At 37.3% G+C, this 16568-nt stretch carries 13 protein-coding genes; 3 read left to right on the top strand and 10 right to left on the bottom strand.

The genetic code is table 11. The annotated features are described in order from the left end of the window. The coding region (locus tag RTK36_RS05255) for a GNAT family N-acetyltransferase (protein WP_312045029.1) at positions 1 to 336 on the top strand (336 nt) is incomplete at its 5' end. 186 nt (positions 337 to 522) lie between these two features. Here RTK36_RS05255 and RTK36_RS05260 read toward each other — a convergent pair. Continuing rightward, positions 523 to 3432: an insulinase family protein gene (locus tag RTK36_RS05260; protein ID WP_312045032.1), complete on the bottom strand. Its 2910-nt coding sequence runs from the start codon at positions 3430 to 3432 to the stop codon at positions 523 to 525. Positions 3433 to 3636: 204 nt separating this feature from the next. Between RTK36_RS05260 and RTK36_RS05265 the strand changes: the two genes are divergently transcribed. Then, the gene (locus tag RTK36_RS05265) at positions 3637 to 4179 is read left to right on the top strand and encodes an NADH peroxidase (protein WP_312045034.1); all 543 of its coding nucleotides are present in this window, start codon (positions 3637 to 3639) and stop codon (positions 4177 to 4179) included. A 249-nt stretch (positions 4180 to 4428) separates the two neighbouring features. Here the strand turns inward: RTK36_RS05265 and RTK36_RS05270 are convergent, their stop codons facing one another. From RTK36_RS05270 to tgt, 9 genes are all read right to left on the bottom strand, one after another. After that, positions 4429 to 5700, bottom strand: a complete 1272-nt coding sequence (locus tag RTK36_RS05270) for an MFS transporter (protein ID WP_312045036.1) — start codon at positions 5698 to 5700, stop codon at positions 4429 to 4431. Positions 5701 to 6122: 422 nt separating this feature from the next. Further along, entirely contained in the window at positions 6123 to 7055 is a 933-nt protein-coding gene (locus tag RTK36_RS05275; RefSeq protein ID WP_312045038.1) for a nucleoside hydrolase, read from the bottom strand. Further along, a complete protein-coding gene (locus RTK36_RS05280) occupies positions 7052 to 7993 on the bottom strand; it encodes a nucleoside hydrolase (protein ID WP_312045039.1) in 942 nt (313 codons plus the stop codon). Before RTK36_RS05280 ends, RTK36_RS05275 begins: the two co-directional genes overlap by 4 nt. Positions 7994 to 8062: 69 nt before the next feature. Next, complete coding sequence (locus RTK36_RS05285) at positions 8063 to 9007, bottom strand: ABC transporter permease (RefSeq protein WP_312045041.1); 945 nt, start codon at positions 9005 to 9007, stop codon at positions 8063 to 8065. Next, positions 9007 to 10119 (bottom strand): ABC transporter permease, encoded by a 1113-nt coding sequence (locus tag RTK36_RS05290; RefSeq protein ID WP_312045043.1) that lies wholly within the window; start codon positions 10117 to 10119, stop codon positions 9007 to 9009. The genes RTK36_RS05285 and RTK36_RS05290 overlap by 1 nt, the downstream gene beginning before the upstream one ends. Next, positions 10109 to 11680: an ABC transporter ATP-binding protein gene (locus RTK36_RS05295; RefSeq protein WP_312045046.1), complete on the bottom strand. Its 1572-nt coding sequence runs from the start codon at positions 11678 to 11680 to the stop codon at positions 10109 to 10111. The genes RTK36_RS05290 and RTK36_RS05295 overlap by 11 nt, the downstream gene beginning before the upstream one ends. Before the next feature lie 279 nt (positions 11681 to 11959). Further along, positions 11960 to 13087 (bottom strand): BMP family ABC transporter substrate-binding protein, encoded by a 1128-nt coding sequence (locus RTK36_RS05300; RefSeq protein WP_312045048.1) that lies wholly within the window; start codon positions 13085 to 13087, stop codon positions 11960 to 11962. 503 nt (positions 13088 to 13590) lie between these two features. After that, positions 13591 to 14049 (bottom strand): preprotein translocase subunit YajC, encoded by a 459-nt coding sequence (gene yajC / locus RTK36_RS05305; protein ID WP_312045050.1) that lies wholly within the window; start codon positions 14047 to 14049, stop codon positions 13591 to 13593. Positions 14050 to 14165: 116 nt separating this feature from the next. Continuing rightward, entirely contained in the window at positions 14166 to 15302 is a 1137-nt protein-coding gene (gene tgt, locus RTK36_RS05310; protein ID WP_312045052.1) for a tRNA guanosine(34) transglycosylase Tgt, read from the bottom strand. Positions 15303 to 15665: 363 nt separating this feature from the next. Here tgt and RTK36_RS05315 point away from each other — a divergent pair. Next, positions 15666 to 16568, top strand: a 903-nt coding sequence (locus RTK36_RS05315) for a THUMP domain-containing class I SAM-dependent RNA methyltransferase (protein ID WP_312045054.1), incomplete at its 3' end; no start/stop codon positions are given.

Below are 16568 nucleotides of genomic sequence, written 5' to 3' on the forward strand. Positions count from 1 at the left end.
GAAAATAGAATTCCACAAACATATATATTGCTGGCAGATGAAGAGCTGATTGGTGTATACCAATTGTCTGTAACGGATCTTGATGTTCGACCTGATATTTATCCATGGCTAATTAATGTCTATATTGAAAAACCACATAGAGGCAAGGGTTATTTAAACTTATTAATGGCATCAGCCAAGGAAAATTGCAAACGATTAGGGATAGCCCGAATTTATTTATATACAACCCATGAAGGGCTATATGAAAGATATGGTTTGAGACTTGAAGAAGAATTTAATACTTTTATTAAAAATAAAGAAATACAACGGCTATATAGCTGGGATATAATGATTTAGGCTTTCAGTTACATAACTATTCGTAAAAGTGTCGTTTTGCGAATAGTTATCCGTTTACCCCATTGCAACCATAAGTCTTTATAATCAATATCGTATTAGAATGGAAATTTCGCTATAGCACAACTGTCATTCAAATTACATAAGAAACCCCTATGATTTATATTTCATAAGGGTTTCTTATTTTTGTTATGGTATTAATTTTTGGATTGAATCGAAAAATTCTTTAGTTTCAACGATTTTTCCTTCATTCCCAATTGTACAATAATTTTTCACAGCAGAAACATCTCTTAGTAAATCTTTAAATTCCAAAACTTCATTTTTCGTTGTGTGTATAATTTGATTTCTTTCCATAATTTCAAAATCTTCTTGGAAATCCCGATATTCTTTACTAATTGCTTCGTTAAGCCTTTCTGCATTTGTTTTAGGTTGATCTAAGCGATTAATGGTACCTAAAATATATTTTGTCATTTCTCGGTCTGTAGCATTAAAATTATTTAGTTTCTTCCATAAATCCTTATAAATCTCATAGGTTTCCGTCACATTGGGATCTCTATAGGAATAAAAATAACAAATTCCATTTTGCTGGAAATTGCATCCACTTCCATAGGCTCCTCCCTTAACACGTACTTCATTCCATAAATATTCTAGATTTAATATGGTTCTCAGCACTTGCATTCTTCCGCTATAACTATAGCCCAATTTTTTATAATCCGCTGAAAAAATATTGTATTGTACGGTACTATTTGCTGTAAATCCAAGAGAAGAAGGACTTTTATCAAATGAAAATTTTTCAAAATTTCTATCTTCGCCAGGTTTTAAATTCTGATAAATAAAATCACGCAGTTCAATGGCTCTATTGAGATCTTCTTCTTCACATCCAATGGAGATATGGAAACTTTTTTGTGTAAATAGAAAGTTAGCAGCTTTCTTTAAATTGTTGATAACAACTTCAGGTGCTTCTGAAAGCATTTTATCAATCCTAACCAAAAAGTGAAAATAATCAATTCCACTTGTGATTTCATTGATTTTTCCACCGGTTGACAATTGAGCAACACTATAGTGGATAGCTTCCAAGTGAGAGTAATTAAGAAGATAATTTTCCCCTTTTATTTTTGCTCCTCGAACAATCTTTTGCAAACTATCAAGGGCATCAAAATTTGTATTGAGAAGGATTTCTTTTGTCAGTTCAGCTACTTCTGAAAGATCTTCTTTTAGAAATTTACTTTTTAGTGTTAAAAATCCAGTATAATCCGCAGTGTTTTTACTGTAGACATCATTTTGAAAAGATAGTCCACCAAAAACTTTGTTGGTTACCATGGGCAATTCTTGGTAGGAATATTTTCCTGTATCCAACTTACCTAGAACATCTGTTAAAAGCCCTGCATAAGGCAAAAGCTCTTTATCTAAGGAATCCACATCGAAGTGTAATTTTAAATAAATGATTCCATTGCTCTGTAGCGGGACAAATATTTGTTTCCCCTCACCCACCCTGCTTTTAGTGTATACAGGAATAGAAGGTGCAGAATTAATCTGAGATAGCTGCAATATGGGTATTTGTTCAAGAATTTCAGGAGTATCTTCTGTATGTTGGAAAATCTCAAGTTTTTTCATATCTTCTCGAATTAGCTTCATATCATTTTCAGTTAAAGAAGTCTTTTTATCACGCATTTTCTGTATAAAGGCTTCTTTTATTTGCTTCTCTTTATTCTTATCTGGAGAAAAGACCAAGATATTTTTTTCCCTATTATCTAGAATACGTTTTTCTATTAAAGAATTCCAATCATAATTTGGATCTTGTAGTTTCTCTAAAGTCTCAAAATGCCGTAGAGAGAAAAAAGGATTTTTCCCATGAAGCCAACTCTTCATTAATTTCATTCCATAAATTAAGCCTTTTGGCGTCGAGCCATAGTCTTCTTCTTTTAATAAGAATGAGAGTCTTCTGAGGCTGCTGGACAATAATTCCTTATCAAGACCATCTTGTAGAATACCTTTTAGGGTTTGATTGATTGTCTTTTCAAATTCGGAAACCTTGGACAAATCTGCATTTTTTGCAACAATACTGAACAGCATTTCATAGGTAGAGGAATCAAACCAACCTTCAACATCGTCACAAATTTTTGCTTCCATAAGGGCAGTTTTTATCACAGAAGCATTTGTTTCCAACAAAACATAGGAAAGTACCTGTAAAGCCATTGTAAGCTCTTCATCCGTACATAAACCAACGTTCACAGAGTATGCTAAGTACCCTGTTTCCTCTTCACTATCGGTTGGAAAAGTTTCCTTTGATATTTTCTGCAAAGTTGTTGCTTCTGTTTCCAGTATTTGCGGCAAATCAATGGTTCGCATATAATCATTCAAATATTCATCGCCAATATGGGCTAAACAACGCTCAATATCCATATCACCATACAAATAGATATAGGAATTTGACGGATGATAATATTTCTTATGAAAATCAAGAAACGCTTCGTAAGTTAAATCCGGAATTGCAGCTGGATCACCACCAGATTCAAAGCCATATGTGGATTTTCCAAATAAATTCCTAGAGATAGCCCCTTGCAGTAAACTTTCGGGATCAGAAAGAGCTCCTTTCATTTCATTATACACAACACCTGTAACGTCAAGCTCACCAGTTTCTTCATTGACAATATATCGCCAACCTTCTTGCATGAAAATCTCTTTTTTTGTGTATATGTTGGGATAAAAAACTGCATCCAAATAAACATCCATTAGATTGTGAAAATCCTCCTCATTGCAGCTGGCAATGGGGTACATGGTTTTATCTGCATAAGTTAAGGCGTTTAAAAATGTATTTAATGACCCTTTCGCCAATTCATTAAAAGGATCCTTGGAAGCATATTTTCTAGAACCACATAGAACAGAATGTTCCAAAATATGAGGGGTACCGCAATTATCCTCAGGAGGCGTTTTAAAAGAAATAGAAAACACCTTGTTATCATCTTTGGCCTTTATATAAATGAGTCTAGCTCCACTTTTTAGATGCTCAAATAAATACCCTTCTCCGTGAATGTCTGAGATAACTTCTTTCTCCTTTAGTAGAAAGCCATGTATAACTGAATTAAGCTTTAATTCCATATAAGAACCTCCTTATTTCATTTGCAAATAGTTAAAGAAAACAAATTGTTTATTTTCTAAAAGAAATATTAGAATGCAATCACTAGTTTATCACAGGATAGAAAAAATTTCTATATTTAAAATTTTATGTTGACAAATACCATGCATTAGTTTATAATCATTATTAGTTAGTAAATAATATTAAAAATTCAGGAGGAAAATTATATGAAAAAATTTGTTTGTTCCGTATGTGGTTACGTTCATGAAGGTGATTCTGCACCTGAAATCTGTCCAGTTTGTAAAGTAGGCTCAGAAAAATTTATTGAGCAGAGCGGAGAGAAGTCTTGGGCTGCTGAACATGTTGTAGGCGTTGCTCAGGGTGCTAGCGAAGATATTATGAAGGATTTGAGAGCAAACTTTGAAGGCGAATGCACAGAAGTTGGTATGTATTTGGCAATGGCAAGAGTTGCGCATAGAGAAGGTTATCCTGAAATCGGTTTGTATTATGAAAAAGCAGCTTGGGAAGAAGCAGAACACGCTGCAAAATTTGCAGAGCTGTTAGGTGAAGTTATTACAAACTCAACCAAGAAAAACCTTGAATTAAGAGTTGATGCTGAAAATGGTGCAACTGCAGGTAAAACTGACCTTGCAAAGCGTGCAAAAGCAGCAAACCTGGACGCAATTCACGACACAGTACATGAAATGGCTCGTGATGAAGCGAGACATGGTAAGGCTTTCGAAGGCTTGTTAAAGAGATATTTCGGTTAAGAAAAGCTCTGACCAGACTTTTTTACACTGATATCTACTTGTATACGGTAAAAGCGTTGGATAGCAACGCTTTATCAAATATAACATAATCAATCCCCCCTCATTTGAGGGGGGATTTTCATAACTGCAATAATATGTGGGGAACGTTAATTTATTGGATTTAAAACATTCGCCCTTCCCAATTCCAATTTTGTTTATGGGGACTGTAACTTCTATTGCAAATCTATAAACCACATGAAACTCATCCTTTTATTGTTTGGGTTCAATGTTTATAGTTTTAGAACCTCTACTTCTTCCCAAAACAAACATAGACAAAATCATTCCAATGCCGGATAAAATAAGCATAAATCCGATCCCCCTTCCCTGCCCTATCCCAATTATCCTTCCAATACTATTGGTAAGAAATCCTGAATCTTGAAACATTGGCTCAAAAACAGCATCTGCAATGACGCCACAGCTAGCAAAGGCGATAATCATGCCCGTTTGTGTAAGCAAACTTACCAAGCCCCATACCCGCCCTTGCAGTTCGTTGGGTATATTTGAGCGAAGCAATACCTCAGCACAGGAGTTAATAAAAGGAATGGTTAGAAAGAACATAAATAGCATAAGTGAAACAAAGTATAGATTGGTTTTCACACCAACCAATGCCATAAATAAGCCGCATAAAACTGCAGATATCATCAAAATTTTTCTATAGCCATTGTTCTTGATTCCAAAAATACCAATAAAAATGCTACTCACCAACATACCAGCAGCGCAGAAGGATTCAATATAGCCCACTGTTTTTGCATCGCTTACAGCAAGAATCATTGGCGCAGTTAGTGTTTGAATAAAGCCTAAAAAGAAACATACCAATGTCATAATCATGATAAGAGAACGTATTTCCTTGTTTTTTGAAACCACTTGGAAACCTTCTTGAAATTCTTTTTTAAGACTGCTTTTAGTCTCTTTTTTCATTGGTTTTTGCATGTGACTTCTTGCAATGAAAATTGATGTAACTGTGATGATGAATGTTCCGAAGTCCAGTGCTAAAATCAAACTAATATCTGAAATGTGAAGCAATAATCCTGCAAGTGCTGGTGAAATAAGATATTTTGCATTTCCCGCCATTTGCACCATTCCACTTGCTTTGCCATATTCTTCCTGGGTAAGCAGATCTGACACAGTCGCCCGATACGCAGGTTCCATTAATGATACGAAGATGGAGCTAATACTAACACCAATTAAGATGGGTAGAATACCTTGATTTCCCATTTTTAAATTAAATAAAATATATAGCACACCTAGACCAGAGAACACATCTCCACAAATCATTAAAAGCCTACGGTCATACCGATCTGCTAAAATTCCACCCAAAGGGCTAAGCAATACTGTTGGCATAAATGCCAATAGAGTAATCAATGATACGTAGGTTACGCTTCCAGTAAGTTGATATACATAAATTGATAAAGCAAATGCGGTCATGCCACTTCCAATACTAGATACCAATTCACCTACCCATATGATCAAAAAGTTTTTCATATTTTTCTCCTTTCACTGAAAAATCAGTATAATATATTTAGAAAATCAATTTTATTTCTGTTGCAATTTTTTAATTGTATCGAAACTTATTTCCCGATCTATTTCATGGTTTAAAAATGTATAGGCTCCAAAATTTTTGCTAAGTCAGATCACGAATAAAATAATTACTCAATATTTTCTTTGTACAGCAATTCTTATCTATTTTCAAAATGTATTTGTTGCTTTATAAAACCTAAAGCCACAGCGCTTGCAATAGACCGACTGTCAGTCTAATAATATACTATGCGGTTTCAATACATTTGTCAAGAAAATTCAATGATTTGTAATGGGTAAATTTTTGTAGCTATCCTATTCCATTTTTCAGTTCTTCATATAAACACCAAAAAAAATCCCCTATCCGTTTGTCGGATAAGGGGAACTTTTTAAAACTTAGACATTAGGTTTTTAATTTTATCACGGAATGCCTGACGATCTACATTTGTTACAATATAAGCGTTATGCTCAAATTGCTTATCACTGTAAAGATCTGTCACCGTTTTGCCAAGGGTAATTTGGCCTTTGGTTTCAACACGTATACCCACATGATGGGTTTCAAATATACTGTCATCTACAGCGTATAATACTGCCGCAGGGTCATGTAGAGCTACGCCCTTATAACCCCACTCTTGATATTGTTTCAGCCCGCCTTGCAAAACATCTCGAAAAAGCTTTCCTTGAAATGAGCCTAAAGAACCGATTTCTTCAATTTCATCTTCCGTTAAATAAGCCTTTAAGGTCACGTCCAATCCACACATATATACTGGTACGCCACAGCGGAACAACATATCTGCTGATTCTGGGTCAACATAGATATTAAACTCTGCTGAAGGCGTTACATTGCCGCCGATTGCAGCACCGCCCATAATAACGATGCGTTTAATTAACTTAGGTAATTGGCTATACTTAGACAATGCAATGCCAAGGTTTGTCATGGGCCCAATTGCAATGATAACCAATTCCCCATTGCACTCTTTTGCAATGCGATAAATGGCATCCCAAGCTTTTTCTTCTTCAACTTTTGTATTAGTTACTTCAGTTGAATATGAAACTCCACCAAAGCCATCGACTCCATGAAATTTTTCTGCTGTCACAGGTTCACGGAACATTGGTCTGTCTGCTCCCATATAGATAGGGATGTCTTTGCCCATAGCATGTCTTACTTTTACAGCATTTGCTGTTGTTTTGTCTACGCTAACATTACCCGCCACAGTTGTAATTGCACGAATATCCAATTCCTCTAAGCGGCTTGCCACCAACAATGCCGCTGTATCGTCAATACCTGGATCACAGTCGATAATTACTGGGAAACGATTCATTCTGCCACCTCCCCATATACACTGATTGCTTCTACCAACAAGTCAACGAAAGCTTGTCTGTCAATACCCATTAATACTTTAGCATTTGGAACCACATTTAAAACATGATTAAAGTCAGCCACTGTTGCCCCTCTACAGAAATCGCCTGTAGTTTCTACCTCAACATACAAATCTTTCGACTCCATAATTTCAGGTTTGATTAAAGCAGCCACAGCCACCGCATCATGCACAGGGGCACCTTCGTAACCCAAAGTTCTATGGAATTGATAAAAGAATTCCAACCACTCAGCAACAATGATGGCAACATGATTACCCAATGCACGGATACGCTGGAAATCTTCAGGAAATATCATTGCTTTTTCCGTAACATCCAAACCTGCCATTATAATTGGTATTCCAGATTTGAATACCACATCTGCAGCTTCGGGATCAACCAAGATATTAAATTCAGCCGCAGGTGTCCAGTTACCATATTCAACCCCGCCGCCCATTAAGGATATTTGCTTAATATTTTCTTTCAATTCAGGATGAGCCAACAATAGTGCTGCCACATTTGTTAAGGGGCCTGTTGGTACAATTGTAATCGGCTCATCACTCTCACGAATAATCTTAGCCATTAAAGTAGCTGCATCCATATCAACAACATCGAAATCAGGCTCGGGTAGCTCTGGGCCATCTAGGCCTGATTCTCCATGAACAGTAGGCGCAATAATAGGTTCTGCAATTAAAGGTTTAAAGCGGCCCTTTGCAGTTGGTACATGTAGGTTTATTAACGTACAAACGCGAAGTGCATTGTATGTTGTTTTTTCGATTGTCTGGTTACCACAACTGGACGTAACTCCACGAATGTCAAGAACAGGACTTGCATTTGCCAATACCCAAGCTATGGCATCATCGTGTCCTGGATCTCCATCTAAAATAATCGGAATCCTCTTCATGTTATCCTCCTTTTTCACTACTAGGAGAAAGTTGACAAAGCATGTCCTCGTCAACTTTCTCCAATGTCATTATTTAGTTTTATTTTTAAAGCGCTTTACGCGTTTCAATGTACCCAAAGCATAAATTACCAATCCGATAATCGTAACCGCATAGGGAATAGATGCCACCAGATATGAGGAAAAGCCCTGCATACCCTCCATTTTACTGCCTAATGCACTGGCAAAACCGAATAATAGGGATGCCAACATCGCCCCAACGGGTTCTCCTTGCCCCATTGCTTGAGCAGCCAAAGCGATGAAACCACGACCAGCAACAATGCCGATATTCCAACTTTGAGAATAATACATGGACATATATGCACCACCCAAGCCTGCCAACGCGCCGGAAATTGCCAAAGCAATATACTGTGTTCTTAATACACTAACACCAACACTATCTGCAGCATGAGAGTTTTCACCTACAGCACGGATTCTAAGACCCATAGCTGTTTTATACAGTAAAATCCATACAAGGAATACCAAAAGGAATGCAACATAAGTCAAAACTGAATGTCCTGAAAAAATTTGTCCAATTACAGGAATATCCTTTAATAAAGGAATATGAACTTTAGGTGTCAGCATGTTTGGTGTTGTGAGGCTTGCTGTATTTCCCTTTAAGCCTGTAAAAAGGTAAAGTAGGAAAACAGTGCCACCGCCGCCTAACAAATTGACAGCAATACCCGATAGAATGATATCGGTTTTCAATTTCAGCGCAAATATAGCCATTATCATTGCCACAAAAACACCTATTGCCACAGCACCGAGAACGCCAATGAGCCAACTGTTTGTCCAATAGGAAAATAGAACACCGAATAATGCGGAAATCATCATAATTCCTTCCAGACCGATATTTACAACACCGCCCTTTTCAGCGACAACGGCCGCCAAAGCAGCAAATAAAATTGGAGAAGTAATACGAATGATAGAATAGCCAAAGCTGGCGGAAAATACCATATGAATTAACTGTTCAAACATTATGCATTACCTCCTTCCTTTGCTGTTTCAAGTTGTTTTTTCTGCAACTCTTCTTTTGCGTCTTTTACAACAATCTTTTGACGTGTGCCAGAGAGGAAATGCTCTGCCGCAAAGAAAAGGAAAATAACAGCCTGAATAATATCAATCATTTCAGCAGGAACCCCAGCGTAAATTGACATAAGTTCACATCCTCTATTTAAATAGGAAATAAAGAATGCCGCAAAAGGAATCATAATGGGATTATTCTTGGCAAGAATCGCAACGGTAATACCCGTCCAGCCATATCCAGGCAAATCCAGCCATAGGAAGGTATTATATCTACCAAGCATTTCGATGGCGCCACCCATACCAGAGAGCATGCCACCTATTACTTGAGATAAAACAATGATACCTCCAACTTTCATTCCCGAATATTTAGAGAAGGACTCATTAATACCAATCATGCGGATTGAGTACCCCCAACGAGTACGATGCATAAAATATGCGGCAATAATGGTTACAATAATTGCTATCGCAAATCCCCAAGACAACTCAGTGTTTGGAATCATTTTAGGAATTGTAGCGGTATCCAAGAAAGGATATGTTTGTGTAGCACCTTTACTTCTATCTGCAAAAACATTATTCAAAAAATGTAAAATGATAAACATAATAACGTAATTCATCATTAATGAGCATACCATTTCGCTGGCCTTTAGCTTGACCTTAATTACAGCGGGAATAATCATAACCAAACCGCCAATAATTGTTCCTGCTAATATTGCAACAAAAACATGAACACCAGTGCCCAAAGGCAGATAAATACCAATGACAGCAGCGATAAAACCGCCAAGCATTACCGCACCTTCGCCGCCCAAGTTAAACTGGTTGGCTGAGAACATAACGCAAACTGCCAAGCCGGTAAAAATAATCGGTGTCATCCGAGCTAAAATCGTAAAAATTGATTTCGCATTCAGTACTCCATTGCTAACAATAGGTTTGATTAACAGACATTCTAAAGCTTGCCCAGGGTCATCAGCACAAATCAAAATCAAAATAAAAGCAACCAGAATTGCTATGGCAATGGCAACGAATCCACGGAATAATTCAAACATGTTTTGACGCTTATTTTCCATATACAACTCCTCCTATCTCTTCAGCACTTTGTTGTTTTAAACCTAACATATATTCACCCATAATGGTGTCATTTAAAACAGCTGTATCTTCAAAATAAGCGGCAATTTTACCGTTATACATGATAATTAAGCTATCAGAAAGCTCCATTACTTCGTTCAAGTCGGCAGAAACCAAAAGAACCGCAGCACCTTCTCGGCTAAGTTCGACTAATTTCTTACGAATAAACTCTGTTGCGCCAACATCGATGCCACGGGTTGGTTGGTCTGCAATAATCAAAATAGGTTCACTGGAAAACTCTCTGGCTACCACCACCTTTTGAATATTACCACCAGATAGCATACCAACCTGCTGTTTGCGAGACTTGCAAAGTACTTTATAGTCTTTAATCAGTTTGTCACTATCTTCATGCATGGCTTTCAAATTGAATAAAGGACCATTGTTATATTTTTTATCAGCAGCACGATCACTCATCAGGTTTTCCTCGATAGTACCTGTGCCTGCAATACCAAATGTCATTCGATCTTCCGGAATTAGGGAAACACCCATATCGCGGATTTCCCTCTGGGGACGACCAAGAATGTTGTTTCCATTTACCGTTGCCGAACCATTGTCAGGAACGCTTAAGTTAAAAAGCATATCAACTAATTCTCGCTGGCCATTGCCTTCAACGCCTGCTATTCCCAATATTTCTCCTTTTCTTACATCAAAAGAGAGTTTATCAAGCATTTTTTTATTCCAGTCATTCGTATATTCTAAATCACGTACGCTTAATACGGTATCTGTGGGCTGTGCCTGCTCTTTTTCTACAGTGAGCACTACATCACGACCAACCATCAAACGAGAAATTTCTTCTTTTGAAATTTCAGCCGTTTCATGTACCCCCATGGATTTACCACTGCGCATAATGGTAAGTCTATCTGTAATTTGTTTGATTTCGTTTAGCTTATGAGAAATGAAAATTAAAGTATAACCTTGCTCTTTTAAGTGCATCAATTCTTTGAATAGCTCTTCTGTTTCTTGTGTTGTTAAAACGGCGGTTGGCTCATCCAGAATAAGTATTTTTGCCCCACGCACCAATGCTTTTAATATTTCGACCTTTTGTTTCATGCCAACAGGAATATCTCTCACTTTTGCATGAGGATCTACAAATAGGTTATACTTTTTTGAAAATTCCTCTGTGATTTCTACAGCTTTTTTATAATTAATAAATAATTTGTTGCCTTGCTTTGGTTCCATCCCCAAAACCATATTTTCGGCTACAGTTAAGCTCGGTACCAACATAAAATGCTGATGCACCATACCAATTCCCTTTGAAATTGCTACAGTTGGCGATGAAAGTGATACTTTCTTCCCATTAATGATAATTTCACCTTCCGTAGGCTGTTCCAAACCAAAAAGCATTTTCATTAACGTAGATTTACCGGCACCGTTCTCACCCATAAGCGCATGAATCTCTCCACGTCTTACACTAAAGTCAACCCCTTGATTTGCGGCAATCCCATTTGGATAGACTTTGGTGATCCCTTTCATTTGAACAACATATTCGCTGTTGTCAGACATTTCGGTTCCCCTCCTCTTTTGCATTTCTTTAAATATTAAGCAGAAAGTCCATTACTTGTTTTTTACCATGCACCTTCAAAAAAATTCTTTTAAATCTATAAAGAATTTTTTTCAAATTACATGATTGTTAGCAAAAATAATTTACAGAAGAAAATCCCTTTAAAATATGTAAAAATACGACAATAAAAGTAAATATAAGGAATTTACCCTTTAAAGGTAAAAGGGGAGCATAAAAGCCCCCCTACATTTATCAGCATTCAAACGCATTGAAAAAAATCATCAAGGTTTTACTGCTTCTCTTAACTGCTGAACTTCGTTTGTCTCATTTCCAATTGCTGTAGGTACTACAACTTCGCCCTTGGAAATAGCATCAATTGCAGCTGTTACTTTTTCTTTCACTGCATCAGGTGTTTTGCTGTCATAGTTTTTATCTGTAACAACACCAATGCCGCCTTCTTTCATGCCTAATAAAGTCTGCTGACCGAAATGTTCAACACCCTTATCCCATTCATCAAAGAACCATACCAAAGAATTACCAATATTTTTCAAACCTGATGTTAATGTGATTGCAGCCATTTCAGGAGAGAAAGTTAATTCCTGATCGGAGTCAACCCCAATAAAGTAAGCTTTGCCTGTTTCCAAAGCGGCTTCTGCAGCGCCATTGCCGGAGTTACCTGCAACGCCCCAAATGATATCACATTTTTTATCGTTAATCATAGATTCTGCCAATTCTTTTGCTTTTGCTGGATCAACATAGCTATTAACATATCTTGTATCAATTTTAATATCAGGGTTAGATTTCTGTGCACCCAGGATAAAGCCATACAAGAAGTCATTAATAACAGGACTGTCAACGCCACCAACAAAACCAATTACTGCATCTTCGTTAATTCCTTCAAGGCTCGTCTCTGTTGTCATAGCGCCTGCGTAAACACCAACCAGATAGCCCAAGTCATTTTGTGCATAGCTTAAGTTTGCAACGTTAGGCAATGTGTAGGTTGTGTCATCATAAATGAGGTACTTTTGATCAGGGAATTGCTCAGCAACATTTTTCAGGTAGTCTGGCATCTGGTATGTACCACAGATAATCAGATCATACTCACCGGAAGCAGAAACTTCTTCCAAATACCCCTGCCATTTTGCTTGATCTTCTGTTGTACCACCCATTTCGATGGTTTTAAAGTCAATTCTTCCATCGGCTTTCAATTTCTCCAGACCTGCTTGTGCGGAGTCAAAGAAGGATTTGTCACCCAAAGTACCGTTTACTAAGTTACAAACCTTGTAAACCTTTTTATCTCCCTCTGCAGCATCTCCTTTATTAGCGTCTGTGTTGGCTTTGCTACCACAACCAGCCAGCATAGAAACAGCCAGTGCAGAAGCAAGAAGCATGGAAAGCAATTTTTTCATAGTTTTTCTCCCTTTCTTTTTGCATATTTTTTAATACTATTTGCAAAAGCATCATATTCATACGAACTTCTGCATATGCACATTTTACCTCTATTGCTCAATTTTGTCAATAAATTACCACTATCCGGCCTAAAATTTGTATGAAATGTTTGTTATTTTACGACAATCACTTTGTATTTCTACGATTGTAATATGGCAGACATTGAATCAAAATGACTATTTGTGAAATATTGAGTAATTATTTACCAATTTATTATTTATGCCTAATTTAATTTTCAAGGGTTTCTTTGGGCATTAATCTGACATACAAAATAAAATAGAATACACAACGATATTAAATGCCTAATTTTCATAAAGAAAGCCCAATTTGCTTAGATATCACCTAATCAAATGGGGCTTTATTCGGTTCTTGTAAAAACGTTTCGGAAACAGCAATTTCATAAAAACATTCATCTTATTCAATACTGTAATGATCGAAATAAAAAGGATTGCTTTTATTAGTTTTACTCGCCACGGCTAAAAAGACTTTTCTTCTTTTTAGGTTGTTCTGCCTGAGGAGGCGCTTCATTCGATAAGTTGGGCTCTCTTTTTCCGAAAACCTCAGCCTTTGCAACGGGAACACGAACGCCCTTGTTCATACCAAATTCAATAATAAAACATTCGTAAGTGATATCTACAACCTTGCCAAACAAGCCGCTATTGGTCACGATGGAGTCACCAACTGCAATGGAGCTTCTCATTTCAGCCATTTGCTTTTCTCTTTTCTGATTTGGTCTTACAGAAAGAAAATACATAACGCCAACTAAAAGCACGCAGTAAAGTACAATTAACATAATCGGATTGCTGGAAGCAAGGGAACCAAACATATTACCCCCCGCAGAAGTGGTTGGAGCAGCAGCAGTACCGCCACTGCTAGGCAAAATTGCAGTGCCTGTGTCTAACAAAAATGGTACGAATGACATTTGTATCTCTCCTAACATATTTTTCTTTAGGTTTGAAGTGTAAATATACATATAACTTCAAACTATGATTATGCAATAAAACAATTATATATAAAAATCAATTTTACGTCAAGGAATTATTTGGCTTTAGATTTTTCAAATCCCATTAACTTTGCTTTTTTGTACGCAGGGAAACGGTCTTCATCCAGCGCTTGTCTGATTTCCTCCATCATTTTGTTGAAGAAATAAAGATTATGCATGACGCACAGGCGCATTGCCAACATTTCTTTCGCTTTAAAAAGATGGCGTATATAAGCTCTGTTATATCTTCGGCACACAGGGCAATCACAGCTTTTGTCTATGGGTGCCTCATCGAGTTCATATTTTGCATTCAAGAGGTTCAATTTACCCTCATTGGTATAGACGTGCGCGTGTCGACCATTTCTTGCAGGTAAAACGCAGTCAAAAAAGTCAATTCCTCTTTCGACAGATTCCAAAATATTTTCTGGAGTACCAACACCCATTAGATAGGTAGGTTTGTTTTGAGGTAAATATGGAACAACCTCCTCTAATATGTGATACATTTCAGCATGGGTTTCCCCTACCGCAAGCCCGCCCACTGCGTAGCCATCCAAGTCCAAATCTGAAATACGCTTTGCGTGTTCAATGCGAATATCCGGATAAATTGCACCTTGGTTTATGCCAAAGAGCATCTGCTTTTTATTAATGGTATCATCCAAGCTATTCAGTCTTGTCATTTCCTTCTTGCAGCGTTCCAACCAACGAGTGGTACGAGCCACAGATGCTTCTACATAAGGTCGTTCCGCAGGGATACCGATACATTCATCGAAGGCCATTGCAATGGTGGAAGCCAGGTTTGATTGAATTTGCATGCTCTCCTCAGGGCCCATAAAGATTTTTCTGCCATCAATATGAGAATTAAAAAGCACACCTTCTTCCGTGATTTTCCTAAGAGAGGTTAAGGAAAAAACCTGAAACCCTCCGGAATCCGTGAGAATTGGCTTGTCCCAAACCATGAATTTATGAAGTCCTCCAAGTTGCTTTACCACTTTATCACCGGGACGCAGATGCAAATGATAGGTATTTGATAGTTCCACCTGACACTTTATCTGATCCAAATCTTCTGTTGATAAGGCGCCCTTTATTGCCGCCAATGTTCCTACATTCATAAAAACTGGAGTTTGGATGACTCCATGGGGGGTGTGAAACTCACCGCGTTTCGCTCTTCCGCAAGTTTTTAATAATTTATACATAATTCTCCTCGTTTCTATTTTTACATACGTAAATACTATAATAACGTTTTTCCATTTTTTTATCAAGAAATTTTATTATTTTCTGATAAATATAATCCCAATTCTTTTGTTTTTTCCAAGATCATGATATAATAATCTGAATCATGGAATAAAAATGTAAATTTCGAAAATGTGGATTAGTAGTGCCAATCAAAGCATACATTTTTTGCCTACATGTCTATTTCTATGGAAATTTATATCCAGTTAAATTTTTCTGTGTAATTGGGCTATTTTTATTTATGCAAAATTGGATATATTATAGTTGATATAACCAATTGCCCACCTTCTATTTTATAATTTGAGAAAATGAACGGAGTTAAAACAATGAGCATACAATTAATTGCAAGTACAACCTTTGGGCTGGAGTCTGTGGTAAAGCGTGAATGTCAAGCCCTTGGATTTCAAGATATTAAAACTGCCGATGGCAAAGTAGAGTTTACAGGAGACGAAAAAGACATTGTAAAAGCAAACCTTTGGCTGCGCTGCGCAGGTAGAGTATGGGTAAAAATGGGTACCTTTACAGCGGTAACCTTTACCGAATTATTTGATAGAACAAAAGCTTTGCCTTGGGGGGAATGGATTCCCGAAGATGGAAAATTTACTGTCGTAGGAAAATCCGTAAAATCAACGCTATTTAGTGTGCCCGATTGTCAGGCCATTGTAAAAAAAGCCATTGTTGAGAAATTGAAAGAAAAGTATCAGACAGACTGGTTTGATGAAACGGGGGCTTCTTACACCATTCAAGTTGGTATTTTAAAGGATGTTGTAACCTTGGCGATTGATACCAGTGGATCTGGTTTACACATGAGAGGCTATCGTGCAAACGCCTTGGATGCGCCTCTTAAGGAGTCTCTTGCCTCTGCCATGGTACAGCTAAGCTATTGGCGTAAGGACAGAATTTTATTAGATCCTTTTTGCGGTTCCGGTACTATTCCCATTGAAGCTGCCATGCTTGCTAGAAATATTGCGCCAGGTTTGCAAAGAAAATTTGCCAGCGAGGAATGGGGACGCATTGGTAAAGAGATTTGGAAAAAGGCTAGAGCTGAGGCTTATCAAGCAATTGATTATGACGTTACCCCTGAAATTTACGGAAGCGACATTGACTCTGCAGCCATTGCCCTTGCAAAAGAAAATGCAGAAAAAGCAGGTGTGGATGATTGTATAACCTTTGAAGTAAAATCATCTCAAGAAATCACTTTGCAAGGAAAATATGGAGTTTTAATTACC

Origin of the sequence: Anaerotignum sp. (assembly GCF_031981185.1) — a bacterium.
GTDB lineage: Bacteria > Bacillota > Clostridia > Lachnospirales > Anaerotignaceae > Chakrabartyella.